Genomic DNA, 17713 nt, shown 5'->3' on the forward strand with positions numbered 1-17713 from the left:
TTGCCTGGGGCGAATCTGCAGCCCTGTCATCGGCCAGGGACTCAGTTTCTCCGCTGCACTGTCAAAAATTCTCGGCGCAAGGCGGGCAGAGGGTTTGACGAATTACGCCAGCTTCTTGGCTGTTGGGGCTATCAAGGGTTTTGGAGCGGTCTGCCGGACAGCGGGCAGATGGGGGCCCCCGCTATCTTCAATGGCCTTGAGGAAGGAGCGCACCAGCAGGCTTTCACTGCGTTCCTTCATGCAATACACGTAGGTGGTGGTGCTGGCCGGGTCTCCGGCAATGCGCACGGGCCGAAAGCGCGGGTCGGCAATGAACTCGGCCTCGGACACGGCGCCGATGCCCAGGCCGCGCGCAACGGCCTCGCGTATGGCCTCGCGGCTGCCGATCTCCAGCTGGGTGCGGGGCTTCACGCCGGCTGCCTGCAGCGCTTTTTCGATGGCGGTACGCGTGGTCGAGCCTTGCTCGCGCAGCAAGAGCGGCAGGCCGTGCAGCTCGCCCAACTCGACCTGTTCGCGCCTTGCCAGGGGGTGATCGACGTGGGCAAACAGGATGATGGCGTGGCGCGCATATTCGCGCGCCAGCAGCTCGGGCCTGTCATAGAGACCGGCCAGCACCGCCACATCGGTGGTGTAGTTCTCGAGATCGTGCAGCACCTGCTGCGAGTTGCCCATGCGAATCGACAGCTTCATGCCGGGATGGCGGGCGCTGTAGGCCGCCACCATCTCGATCACATGAAACGGCCCCACGGCGCCGATCTTGAGTTCGCCCTGGTTGAGCTGGCCCGAGTCGCGCAGAAAGAACTCGGTTTCGGCCTCCAGCGCGAGCAGTTTCTGTGCCAGCGTCATGAGCCTGTGGCCGGCACCGGTGAGCGTCATGCGATAGCCCTGGCGATGAAAGAGCTCGATCTGGCTTTGCCGCTCCAGCGTGGCGATCTGGCTGGAGATCGTGGGCTGGCTCAGGCCCAAAGCGCGGGCGGCGGCGCTCAGGCTGCCTTGCTGGGCCACGGCGATAAAAGCTCGGTAGCGGGCGGTGCTCATGCAAATGTCATCTCAAGGTTTGATCTATGGAAGCTGTCAAAACTGATTCTGAAACCTTCACATGACAGTCATATGTCGTCCCTAATATTTGCGTCAACGCACTGCAATGACGGTGCGATGGCGGAAGCCCAGCCGCACTCTACAGACGCACTTGCAAAGGATGAAATCCATGACGATGACCCGCAAAACCTGGCTGCAGGCCGCAGCCGCCAGCCTGACGCTTGCCGCCACCACCGGCGTCATGGCGCAGCAGCCCACCGAGCTGCGCGTGGGCCTGATCCCTTCCGAGGATGCCCAGGCCATGATGCGCGCCAGCCAGCAGGTGATGGAGCAGCTGGCCGCCAAGACCGGCCTGAAGATCAAGCCCTTTGTGGCCAATGACTACAACGGCGTGATCGAGGCCATGCGCTCGGGCAAGATCGACGTGGCCTATTTCGGCCCCTTCTCCTATGTGCTGGCCAGCCAGCTGGCCAATGCCGAGGCCTTCGCCATTCCCGTGGCCAGGAAGTCCGGCAAGAGCTCGTACAACAGCATCATCATCAGCAAAAAGGACAAGGGCCTGGGCACCGTGCCCCAGCTGCAGGGCAAGACCTTTGCCTTTGTCGATCCCAGCTCGGCATCGGGCCATCTGTTTCCCAAGGCCGGCCTCAAGGGCGAGGGCATCGATACCGACAAGTATTTCTCGCGCGTGATCTTCTCGGGCTCGCATGACGCCAGCATCATGGCCGTGGCCAACGGCAAGGTGGATGCGGCGGCCGTGGCCGATCCCATCTTCCAGACGGCTGTCGCCAAGGGCCATGTGAAGGCCGAGGATTTCCAGGTCATCTGGCGCTCCAAGGACATCCCCGAGTCGCCCATGGCCTGGCGCAGGAATCTGGACGAAGCCACCAAGAAGAAAGTGGCTGCGGCACTGGCCGAGATCAAGGGTCTGCCCTGGGGCGACCGTGGCGAGCTCAATGGTTTTGCGCCCACCAACGATCAGGCCTATGACGTGGTGCGCCAGACCGCCAAGGCGTTGAACCTGGACCTCGGGAAGATGAAATGATCAGCATCCGCAATCTGCGCAAAAGCTATGGCAGCAACCATGTGCTGCATGGCATAGACATGGATGTGAAGGCCGGCGAGTTCGTGGTCATGCTGGGCCTGTCGGGCGCGGGCAAGTCCACCTTGCTGCGCTGCATGAACGGGCTTAACCAGCCCGACAGCGGCCAGCTGCAGGTGGGCGGCATCGATCTGATGCGCAGGCACTCGCGCCGTGAGCTGGCCCGCCATGTGGCCATGGTCTTCCAGCACCACAACCTGGTGCAGCGCCTGTCGGTGCGCAAGAACGTGCTCACGGGGCGGCTGGGCCAGGTCGGCACGCTGGCCTCGGTGCTGCAGCTGTTCAGGCAAAGCGATATCGCGCTGGCCGACGCATGCCTGCAGCGCGTGGGTCTGGCCCACAAGGCCGATGAGCGCACCGAGGCGCTCTCGGGCGGGCAGATGCAGCGCGTGGGCATTGCCCGTGCCCTGGCGCAGCAGCCGCAGCTGATTCTGGCCGACGAGCCCGTGGCCAGCCTGGACCCCAAGACCGCGCGCAGCGTGCTGCAGTATCTGCGCGATGCCACACGCGAGCTGGGCATTGCCGTGGTCTGCAATCTGCACCAGGTCGACTATGCCCGGGAGTTTGGCGATCGCATCGTCGGCCTGTCGCAGGGACGCATGGTGTTCGACGGCGTGCCGGCCATGCTGGACGAGGCCGCGCTCAACGCCATCTACAGCGGCGAGCCGCAACCCACCGGACATGCGCCAGAGCAGGGCGGTGCGCTGCATGTCAGCAGCACCGCAGCCGGCAACTGGCTGCCCGGGGCGATGTCTCCCGCTGTGGTCGTAGGAGGTCTGCCATGAACAGTCAGAGCCTGAAACAGCCAGACCGCTGGCAATGGACGGGCGCAGGCCCGCAAGGCAAGGGCGGCTGGCTGGGCTATGCCGCGCTGGCCCTGGCCATCGGCTGGGTGCTGCACTGGAGCGCTGCGGGCGCGCAGATGAGCTGGAGCGAGCTGGCGGGCGGCATGCCGCAGATCGGCGACTTTCTCTCGCGCTCGGTGCCGCCGGACTGGAGCATGCTGCCGCGCCTGTGGGCACCGGCGCTGGAGACGATACAGATCGCCATCTGGGGTACTTTGCTCAGCGTGATCCTGGCGCTGCCGCTGTCCTTTGTTGCGGCCGGCAATCTGCACGGCTGGCATTGGCTGCGCCGCATCACGCGCCAGTTTCTCAATGTGATCCGCAGCATCAACGAGCTGATTCTGGCGCTGGTGTTTGTCTCGGCCGTGGGCCTGGGGCCCTTTCCCGGCGTGCTGGCCCTGGCCCTGCACGGCATGGGCATGCTGGCCAAGTTCTTTGCCGAGGCGATCGAGGAGATCGACGACGGCCCGCTGCAGGCGCTACGCAGCGCCGGTGCCAGCCAGCTGCAGATCATCGCCTTTGGCGTGGTGCCCCAGGTCATCACCGCCTGGATCGCCGTGGTGCTCTATCGCTTCGAAGTCAATCTGCGTTCGGCCACGGTGCTCGGCATGGTGGGGGCGGGCGGTCTGGGCTTCGAGCTGGTCAGCAGTCTCAAGCTGTTCCGCTACCAGGAGACCGCGACCTGCATCATCGTCATCACGGTGATGGTGATTGCCGCCGACATGGCATCGAACTGGCTGCGCAGCCGCATACAGCAGGGCGCTCGCCACTGATTGCGCCGCGGTGCCGGTGTGCGCCGCAGTCCTTATATCAATCAAAAATATGAGCTGTCAGCGCTTGTTGCATGAGCGCCAAGGGCTGATTTCGCTCAAAAAACGTCAAAAGGCTTTCTCGTGTGGACCTATCACAACCCCGTGCATATCAGCGTGGGTCGCAACAGTCTCGATCAACTGCCGGCCCTGCTGGCCGGGCGCAGCTGCCTGCTGGTCACTTTTCCCGAGGCCGAAAGCCTGGGCCTGGTGCGGCGCATGCGCCAACTGCTGGGAGCCCAACTGCGCGGCGTGATCGACAGCATTGCTCCCAATCCCGATGTGCAGTGGCTGGCGCCGCTGTACGGGCAGGTGCAGCGTGACCATGCCGAGGTGCCCGTGATCGTGGCCCTGGGGGGCGGCAGCGCCATCGACTCGGCCAAGGCCTTGATCTGCCACACGCCTTCAGGCCGGTTTGCCGACCTGCTGGCGCTGCTCAAGCACGGTGGCCAGCTGGAGGCGGGATGGCACAAGGCCTTGATCGCCATCCCCACCACGGCCGGAACCGGCAGCGAAGTCACGCCATGGGCCACGATCTGGGATCAGGCCGCCGGCCAGAAGTATTCGCTGCACCAGTCCTGTACCTGGCCTGAGGCCGCGGTGATCGATGCCGAGCTGATGACCAGCCTGCCGGCCGGCTCCACCCTGGCCTCGGGGCTGGATGCGCTGTCGCATGCACTGGAATCCATCTGGAACGTGAACCGCAACCCGGTCTCCATGGCACTGGCCGTGCAGTCGGCGCGCCGCACCCTGGCCACGCTGCCCGCGCTGATGCAGGATCTGGGCAGCGCGCAGCTGCGCAACGAGATGGCCGAGGCGGCGCTGATGGCCGGCCTGGCTTTTTCCAACACCAAGACTGCGCTCGCGCATTCGCTGTCCTACGACATCACGCTGCAGCATGGCGTGCCGCATGGCCTGGCCTGCTCGTTCAGCCTGCCCATGGTGCTGGAGATGGCGCTGGGCGCAGACGCGGTGGCCGATGCCGCCTTGCTCTCCATCTTCGATGCCGGCACGCCTGCAGCGGCCGTCGAGCGTCTGCGCAGCGTTCTGCAAGGGCTGGGCGTTGCCACCGATCCGGCCCACTATGGCGTGCCGCCCGAGGCCTGGAGCGCCATGGTGCAGAAAGCCGCCAGCGGTCCGCGCGGGCGCAACTTCATTCGCTCTCTGAGCTGAGTCCCGGAACCTGAACCGGTTTCCGCTTTCCATCCTCTTTAAGCCACCGCTGAAAAAATCATGAACTCCATCGCTCAAGCTGAAACTCTGGTGCTGTCCCAGCCCGCCGCCGATCTGTCACCGCTGCAAGCCGTCATCTTCGACTGGGCCGGCACGCTGGTGGACTTTGGTTCGCTCGCACCTACGCAGATTTTTGTCGAAGCCTTTGCCAGCTTCGGCATCACCATCACCCTGGCCCAGGCACGCGGCCCCATGGGCCTGTCCAAATGGGACCATATCCACCAGCTGCTGCAGGATGAAAGCATTGCCGCGCAGTGGCACAGCGCTTTTGGCCGGTCACCGACCAACGAGGATGTGGATGCCATCTACGCACGCTTCATGCCGCTGCAGATTGCCAAGGTGGGCGAGTTCTCGGCCCCCATAGCAGGCGCTGTGCAGACGCTGCAATGGCTGCGCGCCCAGGGCCTGAAGGTCGGCTCCTGCTCGGGTTACCCGCGCGAGGTGCTCAACCAGTTGCTGCCGCAGGCCGAAGGCGCAGGCCTCAAGCCCGACTATGTGGTGGCAGGCGACGAACTGGAGGCCGGTGGCCGCCCCGGCCCCTTCATGGCACTGGCCAATGTGCTGGCGCTGGGCGTTGGCGATGTGCGTGCCTGCGTGAAGGTGGACGACACCGTGCCGGGCATCGAGGAGGGGCTGCGCGCAGGCATGTGGACCGTGGGCCTGAGCCTGTCGGGCAACGAGGTCGGCTATAGCGTGCAGGAGTTTGCCAGGGCGCCCGAGCAAGAGGTCGAGGCCCGTGTCGCCGTGGCCGAAGCCAAGCTCAAAAAGGCCGGAGCCCATTACGTGGTGCGCAGCGTGGCCGATCTGCCAGCTGTGCTGGTGCAGATCGCGACCGAGATGCGCGCCGGAAAAATGCCGTTCTAGGACTCGCTTCTGGAGCTTGCAGACCCGGTCGCAAGCCCGGCCCGGAAAAGCCAAGCCCCAGGCCTGACGGCCCGGGGCTTTTTTCTGCGGGGGGGGCTTAGCCTGCGGGTGTCTGCGCCTCGGGATCGAGCTGCTCGTGATGCTCGATGACCTTGCGCATCAGCTGTGTGAAGAGCTCGCGTTCGGTCTCGCTCAGCGGGTCCAGCATCTGCTGCTGGGCTTGCAGCACGGACGGGCCTGCATCGGCCAGCAGGGCCTGGCCCTCGGGCGTCAGGGACAGCAGACGCACGCGTCTATCCTTGGCCGTGTGCTGGCGCAACAGCAGACCGCGTGCTTCCAGGCGGTCGATCACGCCGCCGATGGTGGATTTGTCAAAGCCCACTTCCATGCTCAGCGTGCGCTGGTCTATGCCCGGCAGATGCACCAGTTTTTGCAGCACGGCAAATTGCAGCGGCGTCACGCCCCAGGCTTCCGTGGCCTGGCTGAACACGGCCACGGCCACTTGCTGCAGGCGGCGTATGCCGTGGCCGGGAAAGGTTTCCACCTCCAGGCGTGGAAAGAAGGGGGGGCTGCTGGCGCTGTCTGAGGCAGCGTTTGGCAGTGCAGAGTTAGTCATGGTTTTCCCTAGGTGGGGTTGGCATTTCAAGGCTCGGATAATACGATGCATGCATTTGGTATGCATGCATACTATCTGTGTGCGGACTGATTGGCAGACACTGGCGTCTGCGCACTTGAAGAACTTGAGGCCTCCATGCAATTTCATTTGAACGGTTTTCGTCCCGGCAACCCCTTGATCGCTCCGGCTTCGCCGCTGGCCCCTGCCCATACCGAGGCCGTGCCCTCGCAGGTCGATGTGCTGATCGTGGGCTGCGGCCCCGCCGGCCTGACGCTGGCCGCGCAACTGGCGGCCTTCCCGGATATCCGTACCTGCATCGTGGAGCAAAAGGAAGGCCCCATGGAGCTGGGACAGGCCGACGGCATTGCCTGCCGCACCATGGAGATGTTCGAAGCCTTCGAGTTCGCGGATTCCATCCTCAAGGAGGCCTGCTGGATCAACGACGTCACCTTCTGGAAGCCTGATCCCGCCGAGCCTGGCCGGATCGCCCGCCATGGCCGCGTGCAGGATACGGAAGACGGTCTGTCCGAGTTCCCGCACGTCATCCTGAACCAGGCGCGCGTGCACGACCACTATCTGGAGCGCATGCGCAACTCGCCCAGCCGTCTGGAGCCGCACTACGCTCGCCGCGTGCTGGATGTGAAGGTCGAGCGCGGCGCAGCGGACTATCCGGTCACCGTGACGCTGGAGCGCTGCGATGCCGCCCATGCCGCTCAGATCGAAACCGTGCAGGCCCGCTATGTGGTGGGCTGCGACGGCGCGCGCAGCAATGTGCGCCGGGCCATCGGCCGCCAGCTGGTCGGCGATTCGGCCAATCAGGCCTGGGGCGTGATGGATGTGCTGGCCGTGACGGACTTCCCCGATGTGCGCTACAAGGTGGCCATTCAGTCCGAGCAGGGCAATGTGCTCATCATTCCGCGCGAAGGCGGTCACCTGGCGCGCTTTTATGTGGAGATGGACAAGCTCGATGCCGACGAGCGTGTGGCCAGCCGCAACATCACGGTGGAGCAGCTGATAGCAACCGCCCAGCGCGTGCTCCATCCCTACAAGCTTGACGTCAAGAATGTGCCTTGGTGGTCGGTGTACGAGATCGGCCAGCGCATCTGCGCCAAATATGACGATGTGGCCGATGGCGTGGCCACACCGGACTCGCCCCTGCCGCGCGTCTTCATCGCCGGCGATGCCTGCCACACCCATAGCCCCAAGGCTGGCCAGGGCATGAATTTTTCCATGCAGGACAGCTTCAACCTGGGCTGGAAGCTGGCCGCCGTGCTGCGCAAGCAATGTGCGCCCGAGTTGCTGCACACCTATTCGTCCGAGCGCCAGGTCGTGGCCCAGCAACTGATCGACTTCGACCGCGAATGGGCCAAGATGTTCAGCGACCCGGCCAAGGAAGGCGGCCAGGGCGGTGTGGACCCCAAGGAGTTCCAGAAGTACTTCGAGCAGCATGGCCGCTTCACGGCTGGCGTGGGCACGCACTATGCGCCCTCCGTGCTGACGGGACAGGCCACGCATCAGGCAATGGCCAGCGGCTTCACGGTGGGCATGCGTTTCCATTCCGCACCGGTGGTGCGCGTTTCCGACGCCAAGCCCTTGCAGCTGGGCCACTGCGGCAAGGCCGATGGCCGCTGGCGCCTGTATGCGTTTGCAGGGCAGAACGACCTGGCGCAGCCCGAGTCCGGCCTGCTGGCGCTGTGTCGTTTCCTGGAGAGCGATGCCGCATCGCCGCTGCGCCGCTTCACGCCGGCCGGCCAGGATATCGACAGCATCTTTGATCTGCGTGCCGTCTTCCCGCAGGCCTATACCGAGGTGGCGCTGGAGACGCTGCCTGCCTTGCTGCTGCCCCCCAAGGGCCAGCTGGGAATGATCGACTATGAAAAGGTGTTCAGCCCCGATCTGAAGAATGCCGGTCAGGACATCTTCGAGCTGCGCGGCATCGACCGCCAGCAGGGCGCTCTGGTGGTGGTGCGTCCCGACCAGTATGTGGCCCAGGTTCTGCCCCTGGGCGACCATGCTGCACTGAGCGCCTATTTCGAGTCCTTCATGCGGGCCTGAGAGTCCCTGGCCAAGGACTGCCGATCGGCATCAACGCCTGTAAGGTGTTTCAGGGAGGGCATTGCCCTCCCTTTTTTGCGCCCGGGTCGAGCGAGTGAGCGCTGCTTGCTACGATGTTTGCTTGTGCTCAAGAGGAGAAGACATGCTGTTGATCGTGGGGACGGTGCGTTTGCCATCCGAAAACCTGGCGCTTGCCCGACCTGCCATGCGTGCCATGGTGGAGGCCTCGCGCGCGGAGCCAGGCTGTCTCGAGTACGGCTATGCCGAAGATGTGCTGGTGCCGGGGCTGATCCATGTGAAGGAGCTGTGGTCGGATCAGGCGGCGCTGGATGCACATTTCGCATCTGCGCATATCCAGGCCTGGCGTGCCGCATGGCCGGAGCTGGGGATCGGGCAGCGGGATCTGCGGCTCTACGAGGTGCAGGCGCCACGCGCCACCTGAGCGGTCTGGCGCTCGGCTGTGGCCTTCGCTTGAAGGCACTTCGATTGACGGCACTAGCTTGGAGCCTGCTGCAGCTTGATGATGTCGACCGAAATCTCCACCGCCGTCACGGCGCAACGGTTTTCCAGCCAGTGCGTGGTGTTTCTGTCTTCGGGCCAGCCCACGCCCGGGCCATAGTCGGTGGCCACGCCATTTCTATGGTCGGTGATGCATCCTTCGAGGATGTAGACCATGCCGGGTCTGTCTTTGTGGTCGTGAACCGGGCCGAAGACGCCGCCTGGCGCCATGGTCACCAGGCGCATGCGAAGCTGGCGTCCCGCCATGCCTTCGATCTCGGGGCCCAGGTCGAGCGTGGCCAGCATTTGCACTGCCACCCCCCGGGTTTCGGGGACTTGCTGTTGGTTGGACATTCTTTGCTCCTTCGCGCCTCGTCACGGCCGTTGAAGCGAACCTGTCTTCGCTCGGACCGATTGGCAAAAGTGTGATCTCTTGTCGTTGCCCAGGAAAGCCAAACCCATGTCTTCGGCGTGGCGCCTTTCCCATGTCCCCGGTCGGGCGGGGGAAGGGCGCTGTGGCCTGTGCCGCCTGGCGCTTGTCCCCGGAGCAGACGCTTGGAGGGTGATTCCCCGACAATGCGCCCATGACTTCCCAAGAACAACCGCGCAACCCGCTGCATGGGCTGACGCTTGAGCGCATCGTTACCGATCTGGTGGATTATTACGGCTGGCGAGAGCTAGGGCGCCGCGTGCCTGTGCGCTGCTTCAATCTGGACCCCAGCATCTCCTCGAGCCTGAAGTTTCTGCGCAAGACGCCCTGGGCGCGCGAACAGGTGGAGCAGCTGTATGTGCAGACCCGGCGTGCCGATGAGCGCGAGCAGCAGCGGCGCGCGAAAAGAGCGGAGAGCTCCGAGGACTGAGTGAGCGCTTCCAACATGGTTTCAGCTAGATGAAAGAGTAAGCGCCAATAGGCGGTTATCTTTGCATGAGGCGCGCCCGTATCAATGCCGGCGGTCGAAAAAGCGATTTTTCCCGAATTTTCCGATCCTGCCCTGCTTGCGCCCATGCCCGACCATCCCACTCTCACAGCCCGCCAGTTCCAAAGCCTCTGCAACCGCCTGCCGGACCCTACCTTTGTTCTGACCGAGTCGGGGCGTTATGCGGCCGTTGTGGGCGGCAGGGATCCACGTTACCCGCATGACGCAAGCTCGCTGGTGGGCCGGTTCATTGCCGATGTGCTGGCTCCCGCCAAGGCGCTCTGGTTTCTGCAGCAGATCCGGGAGGCGCTGGGCAGCCAGCAGATGCAGGTGGTGGAGTACGAGCTCAGCGTAGCCGATATGCTGGGCCAGCCCGGGCGCGGGCCTGCCGAGACGACTTGGTTTGAAGCCCGCATCCTAGCCCTGGAGGAGCTGTTCCGGGGCGAGAAGGCCGTGCTCTGGGTGGCCCGCAATATCACGGATCACAAGCGCCTGCAGCATCAGCTGCAGGAGCAGACCCTGACCGACGAGTTGACGGGGCTGCGCAATCGCCGGGGCTTTATGCGCGAGCTGGCCCAGGCCTATACGGTCCACAGGCAGCAAGGCTTGCCGGCCTGTCTCCTGAGCTTTGATGTGGATTACTTCAGAGCCATCAATGAAGGGTTGGGCCATACCGCAGGGGATCAGGCGCTGCGCGATCTGGCGGCCGCCGTGAGTCTTCTGCTGGCTCCGGAGCATGTGTTCGGTCGCCTGGGCGCCAATGAATTCGCCGTGCTGTGCGGCGGCCGCAGCATTGCCGAGATCACCACCCTGGCGCGAGGGCTGCTGGATGTGGGGCGACAGGCGCTGCAACTGTATGCCACGACCGATCCCGTGCCCTCGCTCAGCGTCGGGATTGCGCATTTCATGCCGACCGACAGCAGCCTGGAGGACATCATGCGCCGTGCGGATCAGGCCTTGTACGCCGCCAAGCGGCAGGCCGGACACAGGGCGGTCGTGGCGGATGGAACCCAATCGAACTACGGCCTGGCCTGAGGCCTGGCAGAAGGGCCCAGCAGCGCCATTGGCCGGGCCACGCCCGCAGAATCAGGCGCCCAGCTGCTGCGCATGGTGGCGCAGATGGTCGTCGACAAAGCTCTGAATGAAATAGTAGCCATGGTCGTAGCCCGCATGCCGGCGCAGCGTGAGCGGCTGGCCAGCCTTGGCGCAGGCGGCTTCGAAGGCCTCGGGCAGCAATTGCTTTTCGATCAGGAACTTGTCGGCCAGGCCCTGGTCGACGAGGATGCCTGCGGGGTAGGGGGCTGCGGTCTGCGCGCTCATCAGCTCGCTGGCGTCATGCCTGGCCCATTCGGCCTTGTCTTCGCCCAGATAGCCGCTGAAAGCCTTGTGGCCCCAGGGGCAGTTGATGGGGTTGGCAATCGGCGCAAAGGCCGAGACCGACCTGAACCGGCCAGGGTGGCGCAATGCCAGGGTCAGCGCGCCGTGGCCGCCCATGCTGTGGCCGAAGATGCCCAGACGCTGCAGGTCCACGGGCAGCTTGCTGCCGACCAGGGGCAGCAGGTCATTGAGGATGTAGCTCTCCATGCGCCAGTGCAGCGCCCAGGGCCGGGTGGTCGCGTCCAGGTAGAAGCCGGCGCCCACGCCAAAGTCCCAGCTGTCGGCCTCGCCCGCCAGGCCAGCGCCGCGCGGGCTGGTATCGGGGCAGATCAGGGCGATATTGAGTTCGGAGGCCAGGCGCTGGGCTCCGGCCTTGATCATGAAGGTTTCTTCGGTACAGGTCAGGCCGGCCAGATAGAGCAGGGCCGGCACCTTCTCGCCCATCACGGCCTTGGGCGGCAGATAGACCGAGAACTTCATGGCGAGGCCGGTCTCGGAACCATGGTGTTCGTAGTAGCGCTGGGCGCCACCAAAGCAGGCGTGGGCGTTCTTGAGTTCCATGGCGCTTACTCCTAAAAGAAAAGCTGCTTGCGCTCGTCAATCAAGCGTTTTCAGCTGTTTTATATCTAAATATGAATCAAAGCATGCGCAAGCAGCTCTGAAATTGAAAGCGCAGGACGAGGCATCAAACACTGGCACAGCCTCGGTGAGAGATGCCGAGCAAGAGCCGCCTCGCAGCGAAGGCATCGTCCCCCTCCCATAGCGCGCAGCGCGTAGAGAGAGGGGGAAGGCGCAAAGCGCCTCAGGGGTTGTTACTTGTAGTTGACAACGCTACGAATCGACTTGCCCTCGTGCATCAGCTCGAAGGCTTCGTTGATGTGCTTCAGGCCCATGGTGTGGGTGACGAAGGGTTCGAGCTGAATCTTGCCGGCCATGGCGTCTTCCACCATGCCGGGCAGCTCGCTGCGGCCCTTGACGCCGCCAAAGGCCGTACCCAGCCACTTGCGGCCTGTCACCAGCTGGAAGGGGCGGGTCTTGATCTCCTGGCCGGCGCCGGCCACGCCGATGATGACCGACTGGCCCCAGCCGCGGTGGGCGCATTCCAGCGCTGCGCGCATGACTTCCACATTGCCGATGCATTCAAAGCTGTGATCCACGCCCCAGCCAGTCATCTCGACGATCACTTGCTGGATGGGCTTGTCGAAGTCCTTGGGGTTCACGCAGTCGGTGGCGCCGAAGGTCCTGGCCAGGTCGAACTTGCCGGGGTTGGTGTCGACGGCGATGATGCGGCCGGCCTTGGCCAGCTTGGCACCCTGGATAACGGCCAGGCCGATGCCGCCCAGGCCGAACACGGCCACGGTGTCACCTTCCTGCACCTTGGCGGTGTTCTTGACCGCGCCCAGACCGGTGGTCACGCCGCAGCCCAGCAGGCAGACCTGCTCGGGGTTGGCATCGGGGTTGACCTTGGCCAGCGAGACGGCGGCAACCACGGTGTATTCGCTGAAGGTCGAGCAGCCCATGTAGTGATAGATGGGCTCGCCCTGGTAGCTGAAGCGTGTCGTGCCGTCGGGCATCACGCCCTTGCCCTGGGTGGCGCGCACTGCCACGCACAGATTGGTCTTGCCGCTCTTGCAGAACAGGCATTCGCCGCATTCGGCGGTGTACAGCGGAATCACATGGTCGCCGGGCTGGACGCTGGTCACGCCTTCGCCCACTTCCACCACGATGCCCGCGCCTTCGTGGCCCAGCACGGCAGGGAAGATGCCTTCGGGGTCGTCACCGCTCAGGGTGAAAGCGTCGGTATGACAGACGCCGGTATGGGTGATCTTGACCAGCACCTCGCCAGCCTTGGGGGGCGCGACGTCGATTTCGACGATTTGCAGGGGTTCTCCGGCTTTGAAGGCTACGGCGGCGCGGGATTTCATGGGCAGGTCTTTCTTGGAAGGCTGAGGATGCGGTGGTTGCCCGAGGCGGCGTCTGAGCCGGGCCGGGCGCACCGGTTGTGAAGTGTGAATGTAGGCGATCCCGCTGCCCTCTGGAAATTCGTGGCCGCAGATGGCGGCTCTTTGGCCGAATGTCACATGGTCCGCTGGCTGGCGATGCGCAGCCGAGCGTCTTCGTCAGTCATGTGTGGATGAGATGGACACATCTGTCGATGTTGGCTTGTTTGTAGGCCCGAACCCGCAGGTACAAGGCCTCACGGGTGCTGCCTGCGCCTTGCTCGCCCTTGCAGATGCACTTGCAGCGCATCCATGAAGGCAGTGGCGGCGATCGAGGGTTTGAGGCCGCGGCGCGTCAGCAAGGACAGTTCATGGGGATAGGGCTTTTTGTCGTAGATCTCCATGACCTTCAGTCCCAGGTCCTGCGCAAACTCCCTGGCATAGCTGGGGATCAAGGTCACGCCCAGACTGGCCTTCACCAGTCTGAGCGAAGTTGCCAAGGTGCCTGCCTGTATCGTTGAGCGCAACTCAAGTCCCTGAGCCTTGAGAATTCTGTCGATGGTCTTTCTCGTGCTGTACACGCTGCGCAGCGTGATATGGGGGTAGTCCGAAGCTTCGCCCCAGGTGATCCTCTTCTTCGCCGCCAACGGATGGGAAGGTGTACAGGCCAGGCACAACAGCTCCGCGCAAACCACCTTGGGCTCCAGTTGCGGATCGTGCTCGGCAATGGATACCAGTCCGAAATCGCATCGTCCGGTTCGGACATAGTCCACGGATTCATCCGTGGTCAGTTCATGCAGGTCGATGCGGACTTTGGGGTGATCGCGTGCGAACGCCTCGATGACGGGCGCCAGAAGCCCGGACATCATCATGGGCGATGCAGCGATGCTGAGGTTGCCCTGGTCCAGCGTGCGGAGTGCCGACAGACGCCGGCCGGCCAGCCGCATGGTGTTGAGAACCTCCTGCGCGTACTCATAGAGCTCTGCGGCTCCATCACACGGGGTGACACGGCGCGTGGTGCGCTCGAAAAGCGGCAGCCCGATCTCGGACTCCAGCTCCGCACAGAGTTTGCTCACTGCCGATTGCGTCATGTGCATGTCGTCGGCAGCCGAGGTGAAGCTGCGGCGTTCATAGACTGCACAGAAAACGCGCAACTGGCGCAAAGTCACGTTCATTCTCATGGGGATCTCGCTGGAGAGGGTGGCTCCGGACAGAGCACTGGCCGATAGCGGAGGCGATGCTGCATACCCGATGCGTTGCCGAAGCGGCTGCGATCTGCCTGCATTATGACCAGCCTGCCCGAAGCGCAGCGTGCTGGTTTGCGGCCCTTTGCGCTGCTGCATGGGTGAACTTGCCGACGCTCGCGGGAGGGCTTCGCCACTCATTCTGAACAGGAATCTGTTGATGAAAATTAGTCGATTGTTGAATGAGTCTCTACGGCTGATCATTGCCTCAGCGCTTCCAGGACGGAGCGATTTTTGGAGGAATTACCTTGAGCATTCATGCAACCGGCCGCGCAAGCCGACGCCTGGGGGCCGTCGCAGCCTTCTGTCTGGCCGTATTGAGCCTGGCTGCAGCGGCGCAGGCCGATAGCTATCCGGGCAGGCAGATCAAGATCGTCGTCCCGTTCACCGCGGGCAGTGCCACGGACACGGCAGGTCGTGTGCTGGCCCATGGCCTGTCCGCCCGGCTGGGCGTGCCCGTGGTCATCGATAACAAGGCAGGAGCAGGCGGCACCATCGGTTCGGCAAGCGTGGCGGCAGCCGCACCCGATGGATACACGCTGGTGCTGACCAGCAGCTCGACCCATTCGGCCGCTGGCGCCTTGATTGCCAAGGTGCCTTATGACGGCACTGAAGACTTTGTTCATATCACCAGGATTGCCTCCATCCCGATGATGCTGGTGGCGCGGCCTGGCCTGAAGGTCGACAGCGTAGCCGCATTGCAGGAGCTGTCGAAGCAGCAGCCTCTGAGCTATGCCTACGGCTCTGCGGCCGCCCGAATCGCCGCAGCAACCTTCAATGCGCTGGCAGGCGTGAAGGCACTGGGCGTACCCTACAAAAGCCAGCCTCCGGCGGTGACCGATCTGCTTGGTGGACAGGTGGACTTTCTTTTCGCCGATCTCTCCGTGGTGAAGTCCTTTGTACACAGCGAGCGACTCAGAGGGCTTGCGGTGTCTGCGCCAGGGCGCCTCAAGGAGTTTCCGAATGTCCCGACGCTGCCCGAGTTGGGCTATCGAAACTTCGACCTGGTCGTTTGGGTCGGGCTTGCTGCGCCCAAGGGAACGCCAGCCAGCGTGATCGCGAAGCTGGCCGCCGAGGCCAAGGAGGTTTTGCATGATCCGCACACGGTGAGCAAGTTGTCGGCAGCGGGGATGAGCGTGTCCCCCAACTCCCTGGGCGAGCATCGCAAGTTCGCGGTCGAGCAAAAGCAGGTCTGGATGCAGCGCGCCGAAGCCGCAGGAGTCAAGCCTGAATGAGCGCCGTACCAATGAACGGCCCCCTCAGTGGTCTGCGGGTGCTTGACCTGACTTCGGTCATCATGGGGCCGGTCTGCACGCAGATCCTCGCGGGATATGGCGCGGAAGTGGTCAAGGTGGAGCCTCCGGAAGGCGACATCATGCGCCATGCGGGCGCCAAGCGGGAGCCGGGCATGGGTGCCATGTTCCTGCATGCGAACAGAAACAAGCGCTCGGTCGTGGTCGATCTGAAATCCGTCGAAGGACAACAGTGGATCCGCAGCGCCATTCCGAAATTTGACGTGTTTGTGCATAACATCCGCGCTGCAGCCATCGCCAGAATCGGGCTGGACTACGAAAGCGTGCGCTTGCTGCACCCCGATATCGTCTACGCGGAGCTGACCGGCTACGGCGCATCCGGGCCTTACGCAGATCGCCCGGCCTTCGATGACGTGATTCAAGCCGAGTCCGGACTGGCTTCTCTGTTTGCACGGCAGATGGGCACGGAGCCCGGCTATCTGCCCGGCCTGATTGCCGACCGGATGACGGGGATTACGGCAGCGCATCAGATCCTGGCGGCCCTGATGCGGCGCGAGCGAACCGGGCAGGGAGGCTACCTCAACGTGGCGATGTTCGAGACGATGGCGGAGTTCGTGCTGTCCGATCACATGGGGCAGCGCACCTTCGATCTTTCAACGGGGCAGACCGGCTACAGCCGCCTGCTGACTGCGCATCGCAAGCCTTACCGGACGGCCGACGGACATATCGCCGTGATTGTCTACAACGACAAGCATTGGAAGAGCTTCTTCGAGGTCATCGGTGAGCCGCAGCGCTATCACCAGGATGAGCGCTTCAACTCGGCCGCGGCAAGAGCCGAGCATTACGACACGATCTACCGCTTTGTCTCCGAGGTTCTCGCATCCAGGACGACCAAGCAGTGGCTGCAAATACTCGGCGCTGCGGAAATTCCCTGCGCTCCGGTCAACAGCGTCGAAGACCTGTTTGACGATGAGCATCTGCGCAGCACGGGCTTTTTCCAGCGCAATGCCAGAGACGGGCAGCCCGAGTGGGCGGCGAGCATGTCTGCGGTTGTGCGCAGCGGGCTGGCGCCAAGGGCGGGGCAGCACACGGACGAATACCTTTCTAAATCATCGACACCATGAATCCTGATCAATCGCTTTGCAATCCGGCCGAGGCCGCCACCATCGAGATATCGGCAGACGGCATAGCCACCGTCCAGTTTGCCGCAGGTGGGCCCTTGAACATCATCAGCAGCTCGACCGCGCTCTCGCTGGCGGCTCAGCTGCGGGCGCTGGCTGGCAACGATGCGGTGCGCGTCGTGGTATTCAAGGGGGCCGGCACCAAGACCTTTGTCGGAGGGGCGGATATCAGGGAGCTGGCGGCGCTGGCCCCGCAGTCCGCGCGCCGGTTCATCGCAGCCTTGTCGGAAATGTGCGAGGCAGCCCGGGATCTTCCCGTGCCCAGCATTTGTGCATTGCAGGGGTGGTGCATCGGTGTCGGGCTGGAGTTCGCGGCCTCCTGCGATCTGCGTATCGCTGCGGATGACGCCCGGTTTGTGATGCCCGAGGTGAAAATCGGCACCCCTTCGGTCATTCAGGGCGCATTTCTGAGTCGCCTGATCGGGGAGGGTCAGGCGCGCTGGCTCATGCTGACCGGGGAGGCGATCGATGCGCAGAAGGCGCAAGCCTGGGGCCTGGTCAGCGACGTGGTGCCCAGAGCGCAGCTGGAGGCCGCAGCCCAGGCGTTGGCAACAAGTCTGGCCGCTCTGTCCGCCAGTGGCATGCGGGCTCAGAAAAGAGTGCTGCGCACCGGCGAGGCGCCGCATCTGGACGGCAGCATACGTCACAGCATTGAAATCTTCGGCACGGCCTATGAATCGGCCGATCCCGCGAACCTGATGGGGGAGTTCCTGTCCAGGAAGGGCCGTTAGTCAGCTTTGG

The 17713-nt window shown here is 63.8% G+C and carries 18 protein-coding genes; 12 read left to right on the top strand and 6 right to left on the bottom strand.

Annotation, left to right across the window (positions count from 1 at the left end; all coding sequences use genetic code 11):
• Positions 1-102: 102 nt before the first annotated feature.
• Positions 103-1038, bottom strand: a complete 936-nt coding sequence (locus tag FSY59_RS21915) for a LysR substrate-binding domain-containing protein (protein WP_003053125.1) — start codon at positions 1036-1038, stop codon at positions 103-105.
• Positions 1039-1207: 169 nt separating this feature from the next.
• On the opposite strand from FSY59_RS21915, the gene phnD reads away from it, so the two are divergent.
• The 5 genes from phnD (at position 1208) to phnX (ending at position 5891) form a co-directional block, all read left to right on the top strand.
• Entirely contained in the window at positions 1208-2083 is an 876-nt protein-coding gene (phnD, locus tag FSY59_RS21920; protein WP_148729684.1) for a phosphonate ABC transporter substrate-binding protein, read from the top strand.
• Positions 2080-2925, top strand: coding sequence for a phosphonate ABC transporter ATP-binding protein (gene phnC, locus FSY59_RS21925; protein ID WP_148729685.1), 846 nt, complete (start codon positions 2080-2082; stop codon positions 2923-2925). The genes phnD and phnC overlap by 4 nt, the downstream gene beginning before the upstream one ends.
• Positions 2922-3758: a phosphonate ABC transporter, permease protein PhnE gene (gene phnE, locus FSY59_RS21930; RefSeq protein ID WP_003053135.1), complete on the top strand. Its 837-nt coding sequence runs from the start codon at positions 2922-2924 to the stop codon at positions 3756-3758. The genes phnC and phnE overlap by 4 nt, the downstream gene beginning before the upstream one ends.
• Positions 3759-3878: 120 nt before the next feature.
• Positions 3879-4967, top strand: a complete 1089-nt coding sequence (gene psrA / locus FSY59_RS21935; RefSeq protein WP_148729686.1) for an iron-containing alcohol dehydrogenase PsrA — start codon at positions 3879-3881, stop codon at positions 4965-4967.
• A 60-nt stretch (positions 4968-5027) separates the two neighbouring features.
• Positions 5028-5891 (top strand): phosphonoacetaldehyde hydrolase, encoded by an 864-nt coding sequence (gene phnX / locus FSY59_RS21940; RefSeq protein ID WP_148729687.1) that lies wholly within the window; start codon positions 5028-5030, stop codon positions 5889-5891.
• A 97-nt stretch (positions 5892-5988) separates the two neighbouring features.
• On the opposite strand, the gene FSY59_RS21945 is transcribed toward phnX, so the two are convergent.
• A complete protein-coding gene (locus FSY59_RS21945) occupies positions 5989-6507 on the bottom strand; it encodes a MarR family winged helix-turn-helix transcriptional regulator (RefSeq protein ID WP_003053140.1) in 519 nt (172 codons plus the stop codon).
• A 135-nt stretch (positions 6508-6642) separates the two neighbouring features.
• Between FSY59_RS21945 and FSY59_RS21950 the strand changes: the two genes are divergently transcribed.
• Positions 6643-8562, top strand: coding sequence for an FAD-binding monooxygenase (locus FSY59_RS21950; protein ID WP_148729688.1), 1920 nt, complete (start codon positions 6643-6645; stop codon positions 8560-8562).
• Positions 8563-8704: 142 nt separating this feature from the next.
• Complete coding sequence (locus tag FSY59_RS21955) at positions 8705-9004, top strand: putative quinol monooxygenase (RefSeq protein ID WP_003053143.1); 300 nt, start codon at positions 8705-8707, stop codon at positions 9002-9004.
• 53 nt (positions 9005-9057) lie between these two features.
• Here FSY59_RS21955 and FSY59_RS21960 read toward each other — a convergent pair whose 3' ends face one another.
• Complete coding sequence (locus FSY59_RS21960) at positions 9058-9414, bottom strand: cupin domain-containing protein (RefSeq protein ID WP_043374168.1); 357 nt, start codon at positions 9412-9414, stop codon at positions 9058-9060.
• 230 nt (positions 9415-9644) lie between these two features.
• On the opposite strand from FSY59_RS21960, the gene FSY59_RS21965 reads away from it, so the two are divergent.
• Both FSY59_RS21965 and FSY59_RS21970 read left to right on the top strand, forming a co-directional pair.
• Positions 9645-9920: a VF530 family DNA-binding protein gene (locus FSY59_RS21965; protein ID WP_003053147.1), complete on the top strand. Its 276-nt coding sequence runs from the start codon at positions 9645-9647 to the stop codon at positions 9918-9920.
• A 144-nt stretch (positions 9921-10064) separates the two neighbouring features.
• Positions 10065-11012, top strand: coding sequence for a GGDEF domain-containing protein (locus FSY59_RS21970; protein ID WP_235214182.1), 948 nt, complete (start codon positions 10065-10067; stop codon positions 11010-11012).
• A gap of 51 nt (positions 11013-11063) precedes the next feature.
• Here the strand turns inward: FSY59_RS21970 and fghA are convergent, their stop codons facing one another.
• The 3 genes from fghA to FSY59_RS21985 form a co-directional block, all read right to left on the bottom strand.
• Positions 11064-11915, bottom strand: coding sequence for an S-formylglutathione hydrolase (gene fghA, locus FSY59_RS21975; protein WP_003053151.1), 852 nt, complete (start codon positions 11913-11915; stop codon positions 11064-11066).
• Positions 11916-12166: 251 nt separating this feature from the next.
• The gene (locus FSY59_RS21980; protein ID WP_003053153.1) at positions 12167-13279 is read right to left on the bottom strand and encodes an S-(hydroxymethyl)glutathione dehydrogenase/class III alcohol dehydrogenase; all 1113 of its coding nucleotides are present in this window, start codon (positions 13277-13279) and stop codon (positions 12167-12169) included.
• Between the two features lie 272 nt (positions 13280-13551).
• The gene (locus FSY59_RS21985) at positions 13552-14475 is read right to left on the bottom strand and encodes a LysR family transcriptional regulator (protein WP_148729689.1); all 924 of its coding nucleotides are present in this window, start codon (positions 14473-14475) and stop codon (positions 13552-13554) included.
• A 311-nt stretch (positions 14476-14786) separates the two neighbouring features.
• Between FSY59_RS21985 and FSY59_RS21990 the strand changes: the two genes are divergently transcribed.
• From FSY59_RS21990 to FSY59_RS22000, 3 genes are read left to right on the top strand one after another with little or no spacing between them, the layout of a single operon-like run.
• On the top strand, positions 14787-15773 hold the full coding sequence (locus FSY59_RS21990; RefSeq protein WP_148729690.1) for a tripartite tricarboxylate transporter substrate binding protein: 987 nt from the start codon (positions 14787-14789) through the stop codon (positions 15771-15773).
• Positions 15770-16915 (top strand): CaiB/BaiF CoA-transferase family protein, encoded by a 1146-nt coding sequence (locus tag FSY59_RS21995; RefSeq protein WP_148729691.1) that lies wholly within the window; start codon positions 15770-15772, stop codon positions 16913-16915. The genes FSY59_RS21990 and FSY59_RS21995 overlap by 4 nt, the downstream gene beginning before the upstream one ends.
• On the top strand, positions 16912-17703 hold the full coding sequence (locus tag FSY59_RS22000; protein WP_148729692.1) for an enoyl-CoA hydratase: 792 nt from the start codon (positions 16912-16914) through the stop codon (positions 17701-17703). Before FSY59_RS21995 ends, FSY59_RS22000 begins: the two co-directional genes overlap by 4 nt.
• The last annotated feature ends 10 nt before the right edge of the window (positions 17704-17713 follow it).

Origin of the sequence: Comamonas sp. Z3 (genome assembly GCF_008121565.1) — a bacterium.
GTDB lineage: Bacteria > Pseudomonadota > Gammaproteobacteria > Burkholderiales > Burkholderiaceae_C > Comamonas > Comamonas brasiliensis.